Source organism: Polaribacter sp. ALD11 (assembly GCF_002831685.1).
Classification (GTDB): domain Bacteria; phylum Bacteroidota; class Bacteroidia; order Flavobacteriales; family Flavobacteriaceae; genus Polaribacter.
This window is the reverse complement of sequence record NZ_CP025119.1, coordinates 3,135,948-3,152,072: the sequence shown is the minus strand read 5'-3', so window position 1 is coordinate 3,152,072 and position 16,125 is coordinate 3,135,948. Positions and strand designations below refer to the sequence as shown.

The window sequence follows — 16,125 nt, the reverse complement described above, 5'->3', positions numbered from 1 at the left end:
ATTTTCTTTTGAATTCCATCTTTATTTCTTTATTGTTTTCTAATACTATTTAACAAGAATTGTTTGCTAATTACTTATTTTAGTTGCTCTTAACATTTCTCTTTTCCCTGGAGGCCCAGGAATTCGTTCTACAGAAAAACCTACCGTTTGCATTGCTCTTCTAACACTCCCTTTTGCCGAATAGGTTACTAAAATTCCGTTTTCTTTTATGGCATTATACATTCTTAAGAAAATGTCTTCGGTCCATAATTCTGGTTGATTTTGGGCTCCAAACGCATCAAAATAAATTAAGTCAAAAGCATTTTTGTCTGAAATATTTTGAAAAAATTGTTTTCTTTTCGTGAGTTGAAACCGCTCTGAGATAGCCTGTTTTTCTTCCCAAGAAATCGCATGCATTTCATCGAAAATAACTTGCTCGTTTGTGGCTTTTAATTCCTCTACATAATTCAATTTTAAAACTTCTTCCGAAGAAATAGGATACGCTTCTACACCAACATAATTAATTTTAATGGCATTTTTTTCTGCTTCTAAAAAAGTGATAAACGCATTTAAACCTGTACCAAAACCAATTTCAAAAATAGAAATATTTTTATTTTTTTCTATAATCTGATCAAAACCAGCACGTAAAAAAACATGATACGCTTCTTGAATCGCACCATGTTTTGAGTGGTATTGCTCGTTCCAATCGGGTAAATGAATGGTTGTAGAACCGTCTGATGTAATTAAAATTTCTCTTTTCAAACTCGCAGCGTCTTTTTCCATTTATAAATTTTAGGTCACCAATAACTAATTTACTAGTTCATTTCGAAACTTCATTTGCTACTTAAATTAACATCCATTTTAATATTGGTAAAGCTCTAAGTAACAATAATCTTATTCCACTTTTAATAAAACGCCATTTGCTTCAAAAGCAAATTCTTTTTTAGGTGAAGTAATTTCGGCTATTTCTTCTTTACTTTTCCCTGCGTCTTCTGCATAATGTTGTAACTCTTCTACAGAAGTCATTTGTACAAATGCTTTTCCCTCTACAATTACTTCTTGTCCTTGCGAATCTAAAGGCATAAAAAAACCATAATCTTTAAAGCGAACCATTGTTTCTGCTTCTTCTGCTAGAGGCAATTTCATCCAACATCCTTTTTTAGTACAAACTTCTTTAATTTCTGATGCAAATTTTACATTAATAGTATCACCTACATTCATATTTTCAAATTTAGCTAACATCTCTTCAGAAGTCATTGCCTTATCTTCAGATATTTTATCACCATAAGAAGCATATGCTAATTCTTGCGCAGGAGTTGCTACTTCTGTACTTTCTTTTTTCCCTTCTTTACATGCTGTAAAAAATAATAGTGCTATTGCACAAAATTTAATTGCTAATTTCATATCTTATATTTTTAATAACTTGTTTACAAATGTAAGGAATTTAACATCAAAACGGTGGTTTTTATATTCCATCAAATGAATAAATTATGTACATTTGTAACGAAAATTAATCAAAAAAAAATATGAATTCTAACATAGAAATCAAACATATAGAGAAATCTAAAATAGATACGGTAGACTTTAATAACCTACCTTTTGGTAGTGTTTTTTCTGATCACATGCTTACATGTACTTATAAAGACGGAAAATGGCAAGACCCAATTATTGAGCCTTTTGCTCCTATCTCTTTAGATCCTTCTGCAAAGATTTTTCATTACGGACAATCAATTTTCGAAGGAATGAAAGCATACAAAGATGCAGATAGAAATACTTTATTGTTTAGACCTTTAGACAATTGCAAACGTTTAAATAAATCTGCAGAACGTTTGGTTATTCCTCAAATTCCTGAAGATATTTTCATGAATGGTTTAAAGGAATTATTAAAAGTTGATGACGCTTGGATTCCTACAAATGACGGAAGCTCTTTATATATAAGACCATTTATGTTTGCTTCTGGAAACGGCTTTCACGCATCTCCTGCAAATGAGTATAAATTTATGATTTGTACTGCACCTTCTGGAGCTTATTTTGCGGGTAAAGTAAAGGTTTTAATTGAAGAAAAATATGCACGTGCTGCAAATGGCGGAGTTGGTTTTGCAAAAGCTGGTGGTAATTATGCTGCTCAGTTTTACCCAACACAGTTAGCTATTGAAAAAGGATACAATCAAGTAATCTGGACAGATGACAATACACATGAGTATATTGAAGAAGCTGGAGCCATGAATATTTTTATCAGAATTAATGATACCTTAATTACGAGCCCAACTAACGATAGAATTTTAGATGGAATTACGCGTAAAAGTATCATTAAGATTGCAGAAGATTTAAAAATTAATGTAGAAGTAAGAAAAATTTCTGTTTCAGAAGTTATTGCTGCTGCACAATCTGGTAGTTTAAAAGAAATGTTTGGTACAGGTACTGCTGCTGTAATTTCTCCTATCTCTGGTTTTGGTTATCAAGAAAAAGATTACGATTTACCAGAATTAGAAAAGCCTTTTGCTGCCTTATTAAAGAAAACAATTACAGATATTCAGACAAATAAATCTGAAGACCCTTATGGTTGGAGAATGAAATTATAAAACCATTTTTTATAAAATATAAAAAAGCATCAAGTTAATTCTTGATGCTTTTTTTGTTAAAAACCGAAACTAGCTCACCCTATTTTTAAAATTAGAATACCTTATTAAAATAATTGAATGTTGTATTTTTGAATTTTAAAAACTCAACCTTTTCATATGAAAAAACTGATACTACTCTTATCTTTATTAATACTTATTTCTTGCAATTCACAAGGAAAAAGAGCTTTAATAGGAAAAACTACATACCAACAAAAACTAAATGCAAGTTATAAAGACGCTACAAAATCACCCTTAGAAAAGAAAGATTTAAAAAACTTTAAAGGCTTAGATTTCTTTCCTATAGATTCCACTTTTATCGTTACTGCAAAATTAGTTAGAACAGAAAATGCACCGACTTTTAAAATGGCAACCACCACAGATAGGAAACCCTTGTACAAAGAGTACGGAAAATTAAGCTTTACCCTAAAAGGAGAAAATCGTGAACTTACAATTTATCAAAGTCAAGATGATTTAATTGAAGAAGAATACAAAGATTACCTATTCCTGCCCTTTACAGACAACACTTCTGCCAACGAATCTTATGGTGGCGGGCGTTATATGGACGTTATGTTAACAGATATTAGCAAAGAAAACACCATAGAATTAAATTTCAACAACACCTACAATCCGTATTGTGCTTATAACGACAAATTTTCTTGCCCGTTAACACCAAGAAAAAATCATTTAGACGTAGAAATTAAAGCCGGAATTAAAGTTTTTAAGAAGTATTAGTTTTAGAAGCTATTTCCTGCTTTTCGTTGTATCTTTTTTATGAAAAATAAAAAAGGATGTCACTACAATCAGGGCTAGAATTGTTTGCTAACTTTCTATCATTTCTAATTTTTATTTAATCTCTAAATATTATTTTCGTAATGAGTTTTTTGAGTGATTTAAAAACTTCATAAAAGGCTTAATTATAAAATTATTCTCCATTTTTCATTCAGAATAGCAACCTGAACTTAAACCAAAACAGACCTCACAGGTTTTAAAATCTGTGAGGTCTGTTTTTTTATCATAACTATTTAAATAATAGAAATAACCTTACGAATTGATAGAAATAACTCCTTTTAAATCTAATTCAATGGCATTTTCTAAATCTTGTAAATGCTGTTTACGAACTCTTAGCTTTGTTTCTGCATGTGCTTTTTTATTCAATTTAGAAGACATTTCTGCAACCTTAATTGCAGTTGGCAACAAATGATCTTCCGGCACAATAATATCTAGAAAACCAGCAGTAATTGCTTGTTTAGAACTGTAAATCTCTGCATTGTTTACACTTCTATTCAAATATACTTCAGACAAACGTGCTTTTGCAATAGCAATTCCTGCATGGTGCATTGTCATGCCAATAATCACTTCATTTAAACCGATTTTAAAATCGCCTTCTACACCAATTCTATAATCTGCAGAAAGCAATAAAAATGCCCCTTTTGCAATTGCATGACCAGAACAAGCTACTATAATTGGTTGCGGAAAAGATAACATTCTTAAGGATAGTTTAGACCCTTTTGTTACCAACTCTTTTGCAGCCTCGGGAGATTTTGTCATTACTTTTAAATCAAATCCTCCAGAAAAAATGCCCGCTTTACCTGTTAAAACAACTACTTTATTTTCTTGTTCGGCCTTATCTAAACTTGCATTTAAACCCGCTACAACTTCATGCGAAATTGCATTTGCCTTTCCGTTATTAATTGTAATTATTGCGTAGTTTTCTTCTGATGTATAGGTAACAAATTCGTTCATTTTATTCATTTTTAAACAAGTTACAATAAAATATGAAACAGCAAAATATTTGTTAAAAAAATGAACCTACCATATAAATATTCTCTTAGTTATTAATTGTTTATTTTTGCCAAATAAAGCATATTATATACTCCTTAATTGTTTTATCAGACAAATTTATTTTCCGTAAAAGGATATAAAATATATGAATAAAATCAAAAAAATATTTCTTTCTTTCCAACAAAGCTATTCCTTGCTTTTTCTATTAAAATGGACTTTCATCTGTTTATTAATAGGCCTTTTTACAGGAAGTGTGTCTGCTGTTTTTTTATGGGCTTTAGAATGGGCAACAAATTATAGAGAAGCAAATATTTGGATTATTGCTTTACTACCAATTGCGGGTTTAGTAATTGGTTTATCATATCATTATTATGGCGAAAGTGCTGTAAAAGGAAACAATTTGTTATTAGAGGAATACCATTCTCCTAAAAAAGTAATTCCTTTAAAAATGGCTCCTTTGGTGTTTATAGGAACTATTCTTACACATTTATTTGGTGGTTCTGCAGGTAGAGAAGGAACAGCTGTACAAATTGGTGGCGCAATTGCAGATCAATTTACTAAAATATTCAAACTTTCTAATTTAGATAGAAAAATTATATTAATAGCAGGTATAAGTGCAGGTTTCTCCTCTGTTTTCGGAACACCTTTAGCAGGTGCTATTTTTGCATTGGAAGTAATGGTAATTGGAAGAATAAAGTTTGATGCTATTTTACCTAGTTTTTTAGCCGCCATTTTTGCAAATTATTTTTGTGACGTTTGGCAAATATCTCATCATACCCATTATACGATTTCAACAATTGCAGAAGTAACGCCAACAACTGTTTTGTGGGCTTTATTAGCAGGTATTATTTTCGGATTGGTGAGCATGTTATTTTCAAAATCTACACACTTTTGGGGGAATTTATTTAAGAAATATATTAATTACCCTCCACTTCGCCCTGTAATTGGTGGTATTGTTATCGCTGCTACAGTCTACTTTATGGGAACTACAAAATATATTGGTTTAGGAGTACCCACCATTGTAGATGCTTTTAATATCGATCTAAATTCTTATGATTTTTTCTTAAAACTATTGTTAACTTCCTTCACTTTAGGCGCAGGTTTTAAAGGAGGAGAAGTAACGCCTTTATTCTTTATTGGTGCAACTCTAGGAAACATTTTAATCTGGTTTATTCCTTTACCGATGCCTTTATTAGCTGGAATGGGATTTGTAGCTGTCTTTGCAGGCGCAACAAATACACCAATTGCATGTACAATTATGGGCATTGAATTATTCGGAATAGAATCTGGTGTTTTTATTGCCTTAGCGTGTACCACTTCTTACTTATTTTCTGGGCATTCTGGTATTTATTCCGCCCAAATTATAGGAAGTTCTAAACACATCTTTTATAAAAACGAAAAAGGACGAACACTTACTGAGATAGAAAATCTACGCAATAAGAATTAGTCCTTAAGAATTGAAATTATAAATTGTCTATTATTTTAAAGTTCTAGATCTTCTACGTCTATCCAATTTTTCTTTTGCATAACGGTTCCCTTATCTAGAATCATAACCCCAGGGTTTGCTCTAATCATTGTTTTTAAAGTTGTTTCATCACAGAATAAAAACTCAAAAGGCAAGTTGTATTTTTCTTTAGCGATTATTAAATCGTCTGAAAAAGATGCAGAAACGCCGTAAACAGTGTATCCTTTTTCAATTGCTTTCTTAGAAACTTCTTTAATTGCAGGGAATCCTTTTGCGTCAGATTTATCTAGATTGTACATAATTACCAACATCACTTTTTCCTTTTCCAATAAAATTGGCGCTAAATCTTGTTGCGTATCTTCTAACATAAAATCGTGCACTGGCGGTATAGAACCATCTGAAGGATACTCCATTCCTTCTTGTAAATTCTTACCAACGGCATACGCTCTAAAGTCTATTATTGGCAAATGTGTTAATACATGCTGTACAATAAATAAGAAAGCTGCCAATGATAAAAAGGTAATCAATTTAGGGGTTTTTCCTTTAAATATTGGTTTAATGAATTCTACTTTTATCAACAAAACTATAATTAATACAATTAGAATTACGTTTTTATAAAAGGTTTCCCAAGGTGTTAGTTTAATGGCATCACCAAAACAACCACAATCTGTTACCTTATTATAAAAAGCAGAATACCAGGTTAAAAACAAGAAAATTAAGGTTATAATTAACAAACTCCAAACTGTAAATTTTGGTTTGTAACCGATTAAAATCATAACTCCCAATAGTATTTCCGCAACAATTAAAACAATTGCAAATGGCAATGCATACGGAATTAAAAATCCCATATTTAAAACTGATTCAGAAAAATATTCTTGAAACTTGTATTGAGAACCAATAGGATCTACTAATTTTACAAAGCCTGAAAAAATAAATAAGGCTCCTACTATAACTCTAAATAATTGTACTATTATTTTCATTTTACGCTTTTTATCTTCTTGTGTGGTTATTTATTTTATCATTTAATGTTAAATAATATATAGCAAAAAATAACCTTCTTTTTATTCCTTTAAATTCTTTTATCTCTAATTTATTAAATGCAGAAGCATTTACTCCAAAAGAAATCTCATTAGACAGACTAAACATCTTATAAAAGTCTCTAAATAAAACATCTTCTTCCTTTAAACTTTCTAAAAATAGCATATATTTTCCAAATTGATTTAAATTGTAGGCTTTATCAGCATATTTCACTCCTTCTCGTAAATATATATTATGATTCCAAATTTCTTTAAAAAAAAGACGATCAATTTCAGAACACAATTTCTGCTGTAATTTATAATCTATTTGAAGTTCTAATGCTTTATTCCCATAAAGTGCACTTGCTATAATTTTTTTATTAAAATCGAAATAACACACTTCTTTAGATTTATTTTTTTCAAAACATATTTCGTCTTCAAAAAAATCTACAATTTTACTTAATTCTTTAAGTTCATTAACTGTAAAAAACTTAGACATAGAGTCATCAGCCTTCATTTCATCAAAAGAAGATTTCTCAATTAATGAGTTTGTAAAAAAACTAATGGCAAATAAAAAAACTAACTTTTTCATATAAATAATTTAACGATGTACTCTTAATTTCCTAAATGAATCATTGCAAAAACAGCATAATTAATCATATCTTGGTAATTTGCATCAATTCCTTCAGAAACCAATGTTTTCCCTTTATTATCTTCAATTTGTTTTACACGTAATAATTTTTGAAGAATTAAATCCGTTAAACTAGAAACACGCATTTCACGCCAAGCTTCACCATAATCATGATTTTTATTTAGCATTAATTCTTTGGTAACCTTGCTATGTTTGTCGTACAAAATGGTTGCATCTTCTGTGTTTAAATCTGGGTTTTCTACAACCCCATTTTCTAACTGAATTAACGCCATTATAGAATAATTAATAATACCGATAAACTCAGACTTCTCTCCTTCATCAACCTTTCTTACCTCATTTTCTTGCAATTGTCTAATTCTTTGTGCTTTTATAAAAATCTGATCGGTTAAGGATGGTAGACGTAAAATACGCCACGCAGAACCATAATCGCTCATTTTTTTTATAAATAAACTTCTACATTCTTCAATTACAGCATCGTATTGTTTCGAGGTATCTTGCATTTTCTCTTGTTAAAAGTATTTGTTCAAAAATACTAAATCCTGTATGCTTTTCATTTATTTTTGTAAAAGAATTTTAAAACCTACAAATTGAAAAGAATTGCTGTTTTTTGCGGAGCTAGTTTAGGCTTCGACCCTGTTTACAAAGAAGCTGCCATAGCATTAGGAGATCATTTTGCGAATAACAAAATTGGTTTAGTGTATGGTGGAGGAAAAATTGGAATGATGGGCGCTATTGCCGACACAATTCTAGCTCATAATGGCGAAGTGATTGGGGTGATTCCGAAGTTATTAGAAAAAGAGGAAGTTGTGCATGCAGATGTTGAAGAAATGATTGTTTGCAAAAAAATGAGTGAACGCAAAGTTATTATAAGCAAATTAGTAGATGGCTATATTACACTTCCTGGAGGTTTTGGAACGTTAGATGAATTGTTTGAGGCACTTACTTTGGGGCAATTACATATTGAACAAAAACCAATCGGACTTTTAAACCTAAATGGTTTTTTTGATGCGATTTTAGTTCAGTTAGATAAAATGGTAGCAGAAGGTTTTTTAAAACAAGCCAATAGAAATATGTTAATTATTGGAACTTCTGTAGAAGATTTAATGCTAAAAATGAACAATTACAAGGCTCCGGAAATTAGCCACGTAATTAATAAAGTTGTTAGTTAAAATGACGATAAATTGCAAAGGTACTTTAATCGATTTAGCATCACCAAAAGTGATGGGAATTTTAAATATTACACCAGATTCTTTCTTTGACGGTGGAAAATATAAAAACGAATCTGACATTCTTTCTCAAGTTGAAAAAATGCTTTCTGATGGCGCAACTTTTATTGATGTTGGTGCCTATTCTTCAAGACCGGGTGCAAAACACATTTCTGAGGAAGAAGAACTAAAAAGAATTGTTCCTGTAATCAATTTATTGTCTAGTAATTTTCCTGAGATTATCATTTCTGTAGATACTTTTAGAAGTAAAATAGCACAAGAAACGATAGATGCAGGTGCTGCAATTATAAACGATATTTCTGGTGGAAAAATGGACGAGAAGATGTTTGAAACTGTTGCACAATTGCAAGTTCCATATATTTTAATGCACATGTTAAGCACGCCACAAAACATGCAGAAAAACCCCGTTTACACAGACGTAACTAAAGAAATTATCTCCTTTTTTGCTGAACAAACACGCAAATTACATCAACTTAAAATAAATGATATTATTATAGATGTTGGTTTCGGTTTTGGAAAAACCAACGCTCATAATTTTGAAATTCTAAAAAAATTAGAACTTTTTAAAAGTTTAGACGCACCTATATTAGCAGGAATTTCAAGAAAATCGATGTTGTACAAAACATTAGATATTTCTGCCCAAGAAGCTTTAAATGCGACCACTTCTGCAAATACAATAGCTCTTTTAAATGGCGCAAATATTTTGCGTGTGCATGATGTAAAAGAAGCTATTGAAACTGTAAAAATTGTAAAACAGATTTCTTAAAATATTTTTCAGAAGCTATTTCCCGCTTTCACTACTCGCTTTTTTTATCCTAAAAAGGAATAAAAAAGAGCTCAAACAAACCGTTCAATCAGGGCTAAACTTGTTTGCTTACTAATTTCATTAATTAAAAGCAGCGTGTCATTTCGAAGTGAGCACTTTTTAGCGATTAAGAAATCTCATAATCATCAAAACGATTAAAGCTTCATAAATATAATCGTTTGTTAGAAGACTTTAAAAAATCAAACAACAGCCACAATAATATTCAGGAAAAAATAAAACTAATGCATAATAGATACCCACTTTTAGTATCTGACGTAGAAAAAAATAATTGATACAGTTCTCCTAATTATTTATTAGTATTTTAGCCTAAAATCCGTCTATTTTCTATGTTCGATTTTATTGAATTTTCTTTACTAGATATCTTAGATATTTTATTAGTAGCAACACTACTCTATTATATTTACAAGCTTTTAAAAGGCACTGTAGCCATTAACATTGTTATTGGAATTGCATTTATTTTCTTAATATGGAAAATAACACAAGCCTTAAAAATGGAAATGTTAAGTGGTATTTTAGGGTATCTACTTTCTGGTGGTGTTATTGCACTGATTATTGTTTTTCAACAAGAAATAAGAAAGTTTTTATTAATGATTGGTACAACAAACTTTACCAATAAACGAAGCTTTTTAAAACAGTTAAAGTTTTTACAAACAGAAATAACGTCTGAAGTAGACACCGAAACCGTTATAGAAGCTTGTCAAAAAATGTCTAAAACTAAAACAGGGGCCTTAATTGTTATAGAAAGAACAAATACTTTAGATTTTTTAATAAATACGGGAGATAAGATGAATGCACTTCTAAACCAAGCGCTTCTGCAAAGTATTTTTTATAAAAATAGCCCGCTTCATGATGGCGCCTTAATTATTCGAGATAATTATATTGTGGCAACTAGAGTAGTTTTACCAATTTCTGATAGTACCAAAATTCCTGCAAGATTTGGTTTAAGACATAGAGCAGCTATAGGTGTTTCTGAAAAAACAGATGCTGTTTGTATCTTGGTTTCCGAAGAAACTGGCGAAATTTCTTATATAAAAGATGGTGGCTTTGAGCTGTATGCAGACTTTGCAGAATTAAATGAAAAACTTCGAAAAGATTTAATGTAATAGAAAAAGGTTCTCAAATGAGAACCTTTTTCTGTTGTTGAAAATAATTTAAATTTATTTTGCTGGAGCCATTTTAGACTGAATAGCATTCATAACACTTTTAAATTTCGCTGCTGCTTTAGCATCTAAATTACTTACAATTTCTTTACTCTTTTTAGCAAATTCTACGCTTTCTTTTGCCAACTTAGAATTTTTTACGACATCTCCTTTAGCTTCGATATACTCTTTTGCATGTGCTGCGTAATCTTCTAAAAACTCAGTAGCTTCCTCATTTTCAAATTCAGGAATAGTAACCCCCTCTAAATCAGACTCCTTAACTTCAGATATAACCTCTTTAGTTCCTTCTACAACCGCGTTTGCAGCATCTTCCGTTGCATCTGCAGCTTTTTCAGCAGCCTCTACGGTAGCATCTTTAATATCTGTACCTGTTTCTTTTGCTTTTTTACAACTTGTTGCTAATAAAGCAACAACTGCCAATGATACTAATACTTTTTTCATGTTAAATTTATTTTAAATTGAGCTACAAATTTAACAGAAAATAAACTACAAACAATAAAAATTATATTAATTTTAAGAAGCAATGTCTAAGCTAAATTGTTTATCATATAAATTTTTATAATAGCCATTTTCTTTTTCTAACAACTCAGAATGGGTTCCTTCTTCAACAATTAAACCTTTATCCATCACAATAATCTTATCCGCTTGTTTAATGGTTGCTAACCTATGTGCTATTACAATTGATGTTCTATCTTTTGTAATTGTTTCTGTTGCATATTGTATCATTTGTTCTGCATGTGCATCTACAGAAGAAGTTGCTTCATCTAATATTAAAATACTAGGTTTACTTACATAAGCTCTTAAAAATGCTATTAATTGTCTTTGTCCAGAAGAAAGCATCGCACCTCTTTCTTTTACATTATAATTATAACCTCCAGGAAGTGTCATTATAAAATCATGAATTCCTATTTGTTTGGCTGCTTTTTCTACTTCTTCCTTAGAAATAGTGTCATCTTTTAAAGTTATATTATTTAAAACCGAGTCAGAAAACAGAAAAACATCTTGTAAGACAACTGCAACCTGATCTCTTAAACTTTCTAATTTATATGTATCTATAGCAACATCATCAACACAAATAGTACCGCTATCAATTTCATAAAAACGATTTAATAAGTTAATTATAGTTGATTTACCTGCTCCAGTAGCACCTACAATAGCAACTGTTTGCCCGCTATTAACATCTAAATTAATTCCTTTTAAAACTTCCTCACCTTCCACATAACTAAACCTAACATCTTTAAAATTAATACTTCCTTTAAGGTTTTTTGCTTCAATTGTTCCGTTTTTGGAAATAGCACTTTCTGTATCAATAATTTTAAAAACCCTTTCTCCAGAAACAATTCCCATTTGTAGCTGATTAAATTTATCTGCAATTTGTCTTAAAGGTCTAAATAACATTTGCGCCATTTGTACAAAAGCCATAACTGTTCCTGGTCCTGGAACCGCACCACCAATAACTTGTTTACTTCCAAACCAAACAATTAGACCAATACCAATAGAAGATAAAATTTCTGCAATAGGAAAGAAAATAGAGAAATACCAAATGGTTTTTATGTAGGCTTCTTTGTGTTTATTATTTATATTCTTAAAGTTATCATATTCAATCTTCTCTCTATTAAAAAGTTGCACAATTTTCATTCCTGTAACTCTTTCTTGCACAAAACCATTTAAATTTGCTACCTGATTTCTAACTTCTTGAAAAGTAGCTTTTATCGCTTTTTGAAAAACTTTTGTAGCATATAATAAAATTGGTAAAACTGCAATAGCAATAAATGCTAATTTCCAGTTGATAAAAAACATTACAATAATAACAGCAAACATTTGTAAAACATCACTTACAATTGTAAAAACACCACTACTAAAAAAAGCAGCAATTGTTTCGATATCAGACACCACTCTAGTAACCAATTTACCAACAGAATTCTTATCGAAATAAGACATTTTAAATTGCAAAATATGTCTAAAAATTTTTGCTCTTATATCTCTAATTATATGTTGCCCAACCCAGTTTGCATAATATATAAACGTAAATCTTAAAAGAACTTCTAGTAGTAAAATTCCAAACATTAATAAAACACTATTTATTAAACCTTCGGTGTCTTTATTTGCTATATATAAATCTACGGTATCTTTAAGAATAATAGGTGTTAACAAAGCTACACCCGCCAAAATAATCGTAGAACTTGCTGCAATTATAAAATTACGTTTGTACCTCTTTGCAAAACTCATCAGTCTTAAAAAGATTTCCATATCAAAAGCATTACCTGTTTTATTTGCCAAAACTTAATATTTTATATGTGTTAAAAATAATCCTTTTGCAGGTACAGATAACCCTGCATTGCTTCTATTTTTACTTTCTATAATTTGCCTGAATTGAATAGTTGATATTTTACCTAAACCAACATCTACCAAAGTACCAACAATGGCTCTTACCATATTTCTTAGAAATCTATTTGCTGAAATATGAAAGGTTAATAAACTTCCTTCTTGTTTCCATAAAGCTTCTGTTACATCGCAATTAAAGGTATAAACGTCTGTTCTAACTTTAGAAAATGTTTGAAAATCTTCGTACTCTAATAAAATACTTGCTGCTTCATTCATTTTAGAAACATCTAATTCTTGAGAATGAATTTGCCAAGAAAAATCTAACAAAAACGGATTTCTACCCAACCATATTCGATACTCATAACTTCTGCTTTCAGCATTAAATCTTGCATGTTTTTCTTCGTCTACCAAAAAAACTTTATAAACGGTAATATCATTTGGTAAAATTGAGTTCAGTTTGTGTACAACATCACCTTTAATTAATTTTTCGACATTAAAATGCGCGAACATCTGTGAAGCATGAACGCCAGTATCTGTTCTTCCTGCACCAACAACTTCTATTTTTTCTTGTAGAATTGTACTTACAGCATTGTTTAATTCTTCTTGTACAGAAATAACGTCTGGTTGAATTTGCCAACCATGATATTTTTTTCCGTTGTAAGAAAGCTCTATAAAATATCTCAAGAAAATTGTTTTTTGTAGACCGTAAAATTACGGAATTTATTTTGTTATTAGTATTTTTGAAACTGGAAGAGACGTTAAACTTTTCTTACCTTTTTTAAATGAAGAAAATACTATTATTATCTGACACACATAGTTTTATAGATGCCCAAATTTTAAAGTTTGTAAAACAAGCTGACGAAGTTTGGCATGTAGGAGATATTGGTAACTTGAATGTTACCGATACCATTAAAAAAATAAAACCGTTGCGTGCGGTTTATGGTAATATTGATGATCAAGATGCAAGAGCAGAGTTTCCTTTAGACTTAAAATTTGAAGTTGAAAAAGTAACTGTATGGATGACGCACATTGGTGGTTACCCTAATAATTATTATCGAAGAATTAGAGAAGAAATTAAAGTAAATCCACCCAAGGTTTTTATCTCTGGTCATTCTCATATCTTAAAAGTACAGTATGATAAAAAACTAAACTTATTACATTTAAACCCAGGTGCTGCTGGAAACCATGGTTTTCATAAAATAAGAACCATGTTAAGGTTTGATTTAGAAAATGGAGAAATTAAAAATTTGGAAATTATAGAATTGGCTGCCCGTGGTTGATAGCGTTTTTTTCTATAACCGGTAGTTCTACTGAAACAGTTGTTCCTTCACCAATAGTAGATTCAACCAAAAAAAGACCTTGCATCATTTGTATTCTAGCATCAATTTGATTTAACCCTAAACCATCTTTATTAAAAACTTTTGTTTTATCAAAGCCAATACCATCATCAGTAATTTGAAAACAAATTCTATTATCTTGCTCATAAAGTTTGATAACAGCATTCTCAGCTTTACTGTGTTTTAATATATTATTTACAAATTCTTGAATAATATTATATATTTTTATTTCAAAATTCTGATGATATCTTCGTAAATCATAAATATCTGTTTCTATATATAATACAGAATTAGAATATTTAGAAGCCATGTCTTTTAAGGCAAAATTCAATCCGAACTTAAGCAATACTGAAGAAACTAAGGTGTGAGATAAATCTCTGATTTTCTGTGAAGCTTCTGCTATAATACTTTGCGTCTTATCTATTTCTACTGGAATTTCTCCTTTAAACTGAGTTTTAGTTGCCATTAAATGAAGGTTAGCAGAAGAAAGCAATGCACTTACACTATCATGCAACGTTTCCGCAATCTCTTTACGCTCGGTCTCTTTACCGTCAATTGTAGCATTTAAAATTCTTGTTTGAGATTCCGATTTTAGTTTTTCTATGTTCTGATTTTGTAGCAATTGTGTTTGAGATAGTTTTAACCCTAGGTTTTTTTGTTTTAACCTATTTAAGCTCAACCAATAAAGTAATGTTATTATTATAATTGCACCAGCAATAATAAAAATCCAAAAAGTAGCATTTTGTCTTAACCTTTTATTTTCTTCTTCTTTTTTTACACCTTCTACATCAAACTTTGCTGTAACTTCCTCGACCATTCTTCTAACTTCCTTATCTCTTATACCATCTTCAATTTCATAAGAAAGCTCAAGATTATCATAAGCCTCATACTCTTTTAAATTACGCATTGCCCAAGCTAGATTATAATATAAATCTGCTTTTAATCTTACCGCAGTTTGACTATTGTCATTTTTTATTAATTTAATACCTTTTAAGTAAGTCTTTTTTGATTTTGAGAAATTATCTAAAGACAAATATATGTTACCTAAATTCATAGTTGCCTTAGCTTCACTTATTTTATTATTTGTGATTTTGTGAAGAACAATTGCTTTCTCAGCATATACAATTGCCTTATCAAATAATGAGTCTAGTTCATATATTCCAGCTAAATTGCTATAGGAAGCAGCTTTATATATTATTACTTCATTATTAACACTTGGTAAATCATCTATTTTTTCAAAATAATACTTAGCACTATCCCTTTTCAAAAGTTTTTGAAAAGTACTCCCCATCCTTAAATAAATTTTTGCAGAGTTCTTTAACAAAAACTCATCATTGATGTTATCTGAAACGATATTATACTTTAAGATTCGTAAAGATTCTTTATAATAATCTAAAGCCCTTTCATGATTGTTTACTTTATCATAAATATCTGCAATAAGAGAAATAATCTTATAAGTATTACATTTGATATTATCAATTTTAGAATCGTCGTAAATTTTTAAAGCATCCTGTAAAGCATCTAAGTAATTTTCTTTATTATATTCATTTAAAACCTTATCATATCTTCTGGTGAAAACAGAATCTGTTTTAAAAGTAAAAACTGAAGAAATTTCTTTAACAGAAACTTCTTCAGTGCCATATCTATTATTGGGGGCAGCTTTTAATTGGTAACTATTAAAAGAAATAAAAAATATGTAAAATAGTGTTTGAATTCTCTTTCTCAAAAAGATTTTT

At 30.1% G+C, this 16,125-nt stretch carries 17 protein-coding genes; 7 read left to right on the top strand and 10 right to left on the bottom strand.

Translation table 11 applies throughout. The features are described from left to right. Positions 1-66: 66 nt before the first annotated feature. Both mnmD and CW731_RS13750 read right to left on the bottom strand, forming a co-directional pair. Positions 67-741 carry a tRNA (5-methylaminomethyl-2-thiouridine)(34)-methyltransferase MnmD gene (gene mnmD / locus CW731_RS13755; protein WP_100947721.1) on the bottom strand — a complete coding sequence of 225 codons (675 nt, stop codon included), beginning with the start codon at positions 739-741 and terminating at the stop codon, positions 67-69. 132 nt (positions 742-873) lie between these two features. Beyond that, entirely contained in the window at positions 874-1,383 is a 510-nt protein-coding gene (locus tag CW731_RS13750) for a DUF4920 domain-containing protein (protein WP_100947263.1), read from the bottom strand. 122 nt (positions 1,384-1,505) lie between these two features. Between CW731_RS13750 and CW731_RS13745 the strand changes: the two genes are divergently transcribed. Continuing rightward, the gene (locus tag CW731_RS13745; RefSeq protein WP_100947262.1) at positions 1,506-2,561 is read left to right on the top strand and encodes a branched-chain amino acid aminotransferase; all 1,056 of its coding nucleotides are present in this window, start codon (positions 1,506-1,508) and stop codon (positions 2,559-2,561) included. 156 nt (positions 2,562-2,717) lie between these two features. Next, positions 2,718-3,332 carry a DUF1684 domain-containing protein gene (locus CW731_RS13740; protein ID WP_100947261.1) on the top strand — a complete coding sequence of 205 codons (615 nt, stop codon included), beginning with the start codon at positions 2,718-2,720 and terminating at the stop codon, positions 3,330-3,332. Positions 3,333-3,641: 309 nt separating this feature from the next. Here the strand turns inward: CW731_RS13740 and CW731_RS13735 are convergent, their stop codons facing one another. Continuing rightward, on the bottom strand, positions 3,642-4,352 hold the full coding sequence (locus CW731_RS13735; RefSeq protein ID WP_232734678.1) for a crotonase/enoyl-CoA hydratase family protein: 711 nt from the start codon (positions 4,350-4,352) through the stop codon (positions 3,642-3,644). Between the two features lie 175 nt (positions 4,353-4,527). Between CW731_RS13735 and CW731_RS13730 the strand changes: the two genes are divergently transcribed. Then, complete coding sequence (locus CW731_RS13730) at positions 4,528-5,829, top strand: voltage-gated chloride channel family protein (RefSeq protein WP_100947260.1); 1,302 nt, start codon at positions 4,528-4,530, stop codon at positions 5,827-5,829. A 35-nt stretch (positions 5,830-5,864) separates the two neighbouring features. Here the strand turns inward: CW731_RS13730 and CW731_RS13725 are convergent, their stop codons facing one another. The 3 genes from CW731_RS13725 to CW731_RS13715 are packed head-to-tail and all read right to left on the bottom strand — an operon-like array spanning position 5,865 to position 8,015. After that, complete coding sequence (locus CW731_RS13725; protein WP_100947259.1) at positions 5,865-6,827, bottom strand: BT_3928 family protein; 963 nt, start codon at positions 6,825-6,827, stop codon at positions 5,865-5,867. A 10-nt stretch (positions 6,828-6,837) separates the two neighbouring features. Further along, a complete protein-coding gene (locus CW731_RS13720) occupies positions 6,838-7,455 on the bottom strand; it encodes a hypothetical protein (RefSeq protein ID WP_100947258.1) in 618 nt (205 codons plus the stop codon). Between the two features lie 23 nt (positions 7,456-7,478). Beyond that, positions 7,479-8,015 (bottom strand): DUF1599 domain-containing protein, encoded by a 537-nt coding sequence (locus CW731_RS13715; protein WP_100947257.1) that lies wholly within the window; start codon positions 8,013-8,015, stop codon positions 7,479-7,481. Between the two features lie 87 nt (positions 8,016-8,102). Between CW731_RS13715 and CW731_RS13710 the strand changes: the two genes are divergently transcribed. From CW731_RS13710 to cdaA, 3 genes are all read left to right on the top strand, one after another. Further along, positions 8,103-8,684: a TIGR00730 family Rossman fold protein gene (locus tag CW731_RS13710; protein ID WP_100947256.1), complete on the top strand. Its 582-nt coding sequence runs from the start codon at positions 8,103-8,105 to the stop codon at positions 8,682-8,684. Between the two features lies 1 nt (position 8,685). Beyond that, positions 8,686-9,507 (top strand): dihydropteroate synthase, encoded by an 822-nt coding sequence (folP, locus tag CW731_RS13705; RefSeq protein ID WP_100947255.1) that lies wholly within the window; start codon positions 8,686-8,688, stop codon positions 9,505-9,507. A 386-nt stretch (positions 9,508-9,893) separates the two neighbouring features. Then, positions 9,894-10,670, top strand: a complete 777-nt coding sequence (gene cdaA / locus CW731_RS13700) for a diadenylate cyclase CdaA (protein ID WP_100947254.1) — start codon at positions 9,894-9,896, stop codon at positions 10,668-10,670. A 54-nt stretch (positions 10,671-10,724) separates the two neighbouring features. On the opposite strand, the gene CW731_RS13695 is transcribed toward cdaA, so the two are convergent. The 3 genes from CW731_RS13695 to truA form a co-directional block, all read right to left on the bottom strand. Continuing rightward, positions 10,725-11,168 (bottom strand): hypothetical protein, encoded by a 444-nt coding sequence (locus CW731_RS13695; protein ID WP_100947253.1) that lies wholly within the window; start codon positions 11,166-11,168, stop codon positions 10,725-10,727. 72 nt (positions 11,169-11,240) lie between these two features. Further along, on the bottom strand, positions 11,241-13,007 hold the full coding sequence (locus CW731_RS13690; RefSeq protein ID WP_100947252.1) for an ABC transporter ATP-binding protein: 1,767 nt from the start codon (positions 13,005-13,007) through the stop codon (positions 11,241-11,243). A 3-nt stretch (positions 13,008-13,010) separates the two neighbouring features. Next, complete coding sequence (gene truA, locus CW731_RS13685) at positions 13,011-13,736, bottom strand: tRNA pseudouridine(38-40) synthase TruA (protein WP_100947251.1); 726 nt, start codon at positions 13,734-13,736, stop codon at positions 13,011-13,013. A 98-nt stretch (positions 13,737-13,834) separates the two neighbouring features. On the opposite strand from truA, the gene CW731_RS13680 reads away from it, so the two are divergent. Further along, positions 13,835-14,332: a metallophosphoesterase gene (locus CW731_RS13680; RefSeq protein ID WP_100947250.1), complete on the top strand. Its 498-nt coding sequence runs from the start codon at positions 13,835-13,837 to the stop codon at positions 14,330-14,332. Here the strand turns inward: CW731_RS13680 and CW731_RS13675 are convergent. Beyond that, positions 14,307-16,115 carry a tetratricopeptide repeat-containing sensor histidine kinase gene (locus CW731_RS13675; RefSeq protein WP_100947249.1) on the bottom strand — a complete coding sequence of 603 codons (1,809 nt, stop codon included), beginning with the start codon at positions 16,113-16,115 and terminating at the stop codon, positions 14,307-14,309. The two genes, CW731_RS13680 and CW731_RS13675, sit on opposite strands and share 26 nt — an antisense overlap. Positions 16,116-16,125 lie beyond the last annotated feature (10 nt).

What these genes read in the sequence shown, in the direction of transcription:
- CW731_RS13750 (WP_100947263.1), bottom strand. Translation starts at nt 1,383, where the DNA reads ATGAAATTAGCAATTAAATTTTGTGCAATAGCACTATTATTTTTTACA.
- CW731_RS13745 (WP_100947262.1), top strand. Translation starts at nt 1,506, where the DNA reads ATGAATTCTAACATAGAAATCAAACATATAGAGAAATCTAAAATAGAT.
- CW731_RS13740 (WP_100947261.1), top strand. Translation starts at nt 2,718, where the DNA reads ATGAAAAAACTGATACTACTCTTATCTTTATTAATACTTATTTCTTGC.
- CW731_RS13735 (WP_232734678.1), bottom strand. Translation starts at nt 4,352, where the DNA reads ATGAATAAAATGAACGAATTTGTTACCTATACATCAGAAGAAAACTAC.
- CW731_RS13730 (WP_100947260.1), top strand. Translation starts at nt 4,528, where the DNA reads ATGAATAAAATCAAAAAAATATTTCTTTCTTTCCAACAAAGCTATTCC.
- CW731_RS13725 (WP_100947259.1), bottom strand. Translation starts at nt 6,827, where the DNA reads ATGAAAATAATAGTACAATTATTTAGAGTTATAGTAGGAGCCTTATTT.
- CW731_RS13720 (WP_100947258.1), bottom strand. Translation starts at nt 7,455, where the DNA reads ATGAAAAAGTTAGTTTTTTTATTTGCCATTAGTTTTTTTACAAACTCA.
- CW731_RS13715 (WP_100947257.1), bottom strand. Translation starts at nt 8,015, where the DNA reads ATGCAAGATACCTCGAAACAATACGATGCTGTAATTGAAGAATGTAGA.
- folP (WP_100947255.1), top strand. Translation starts at nt 8,686, where the DNA reads ATGACGATAAATTGCAAAGGTACTTTAATCGATTTAGCATCACCAAAA.
- cdaA (WP_100947254.1), top strand. Translation starts at nt 9,894, where the DNA reads ATGTTCGATTTTATTGAATTTTCTTTACTAGATATCTTAGATATTTTA.
- CW731_RS13695 (WP_100947253.1), bottom strand. Translation starts at nt 11,168, where the DNA reads ATGAAAAAAGTATTAGTATCATTGGCAGTTGTTGCTTTATTAGCAACA.
- CW731_RS13680 (WP_100947250.1), top strand. Translation starts at nt 13,835, where the DNA reads ATGAAGAAAATACTATTATTATCTGACACACATAGTTTTATAGATGCC.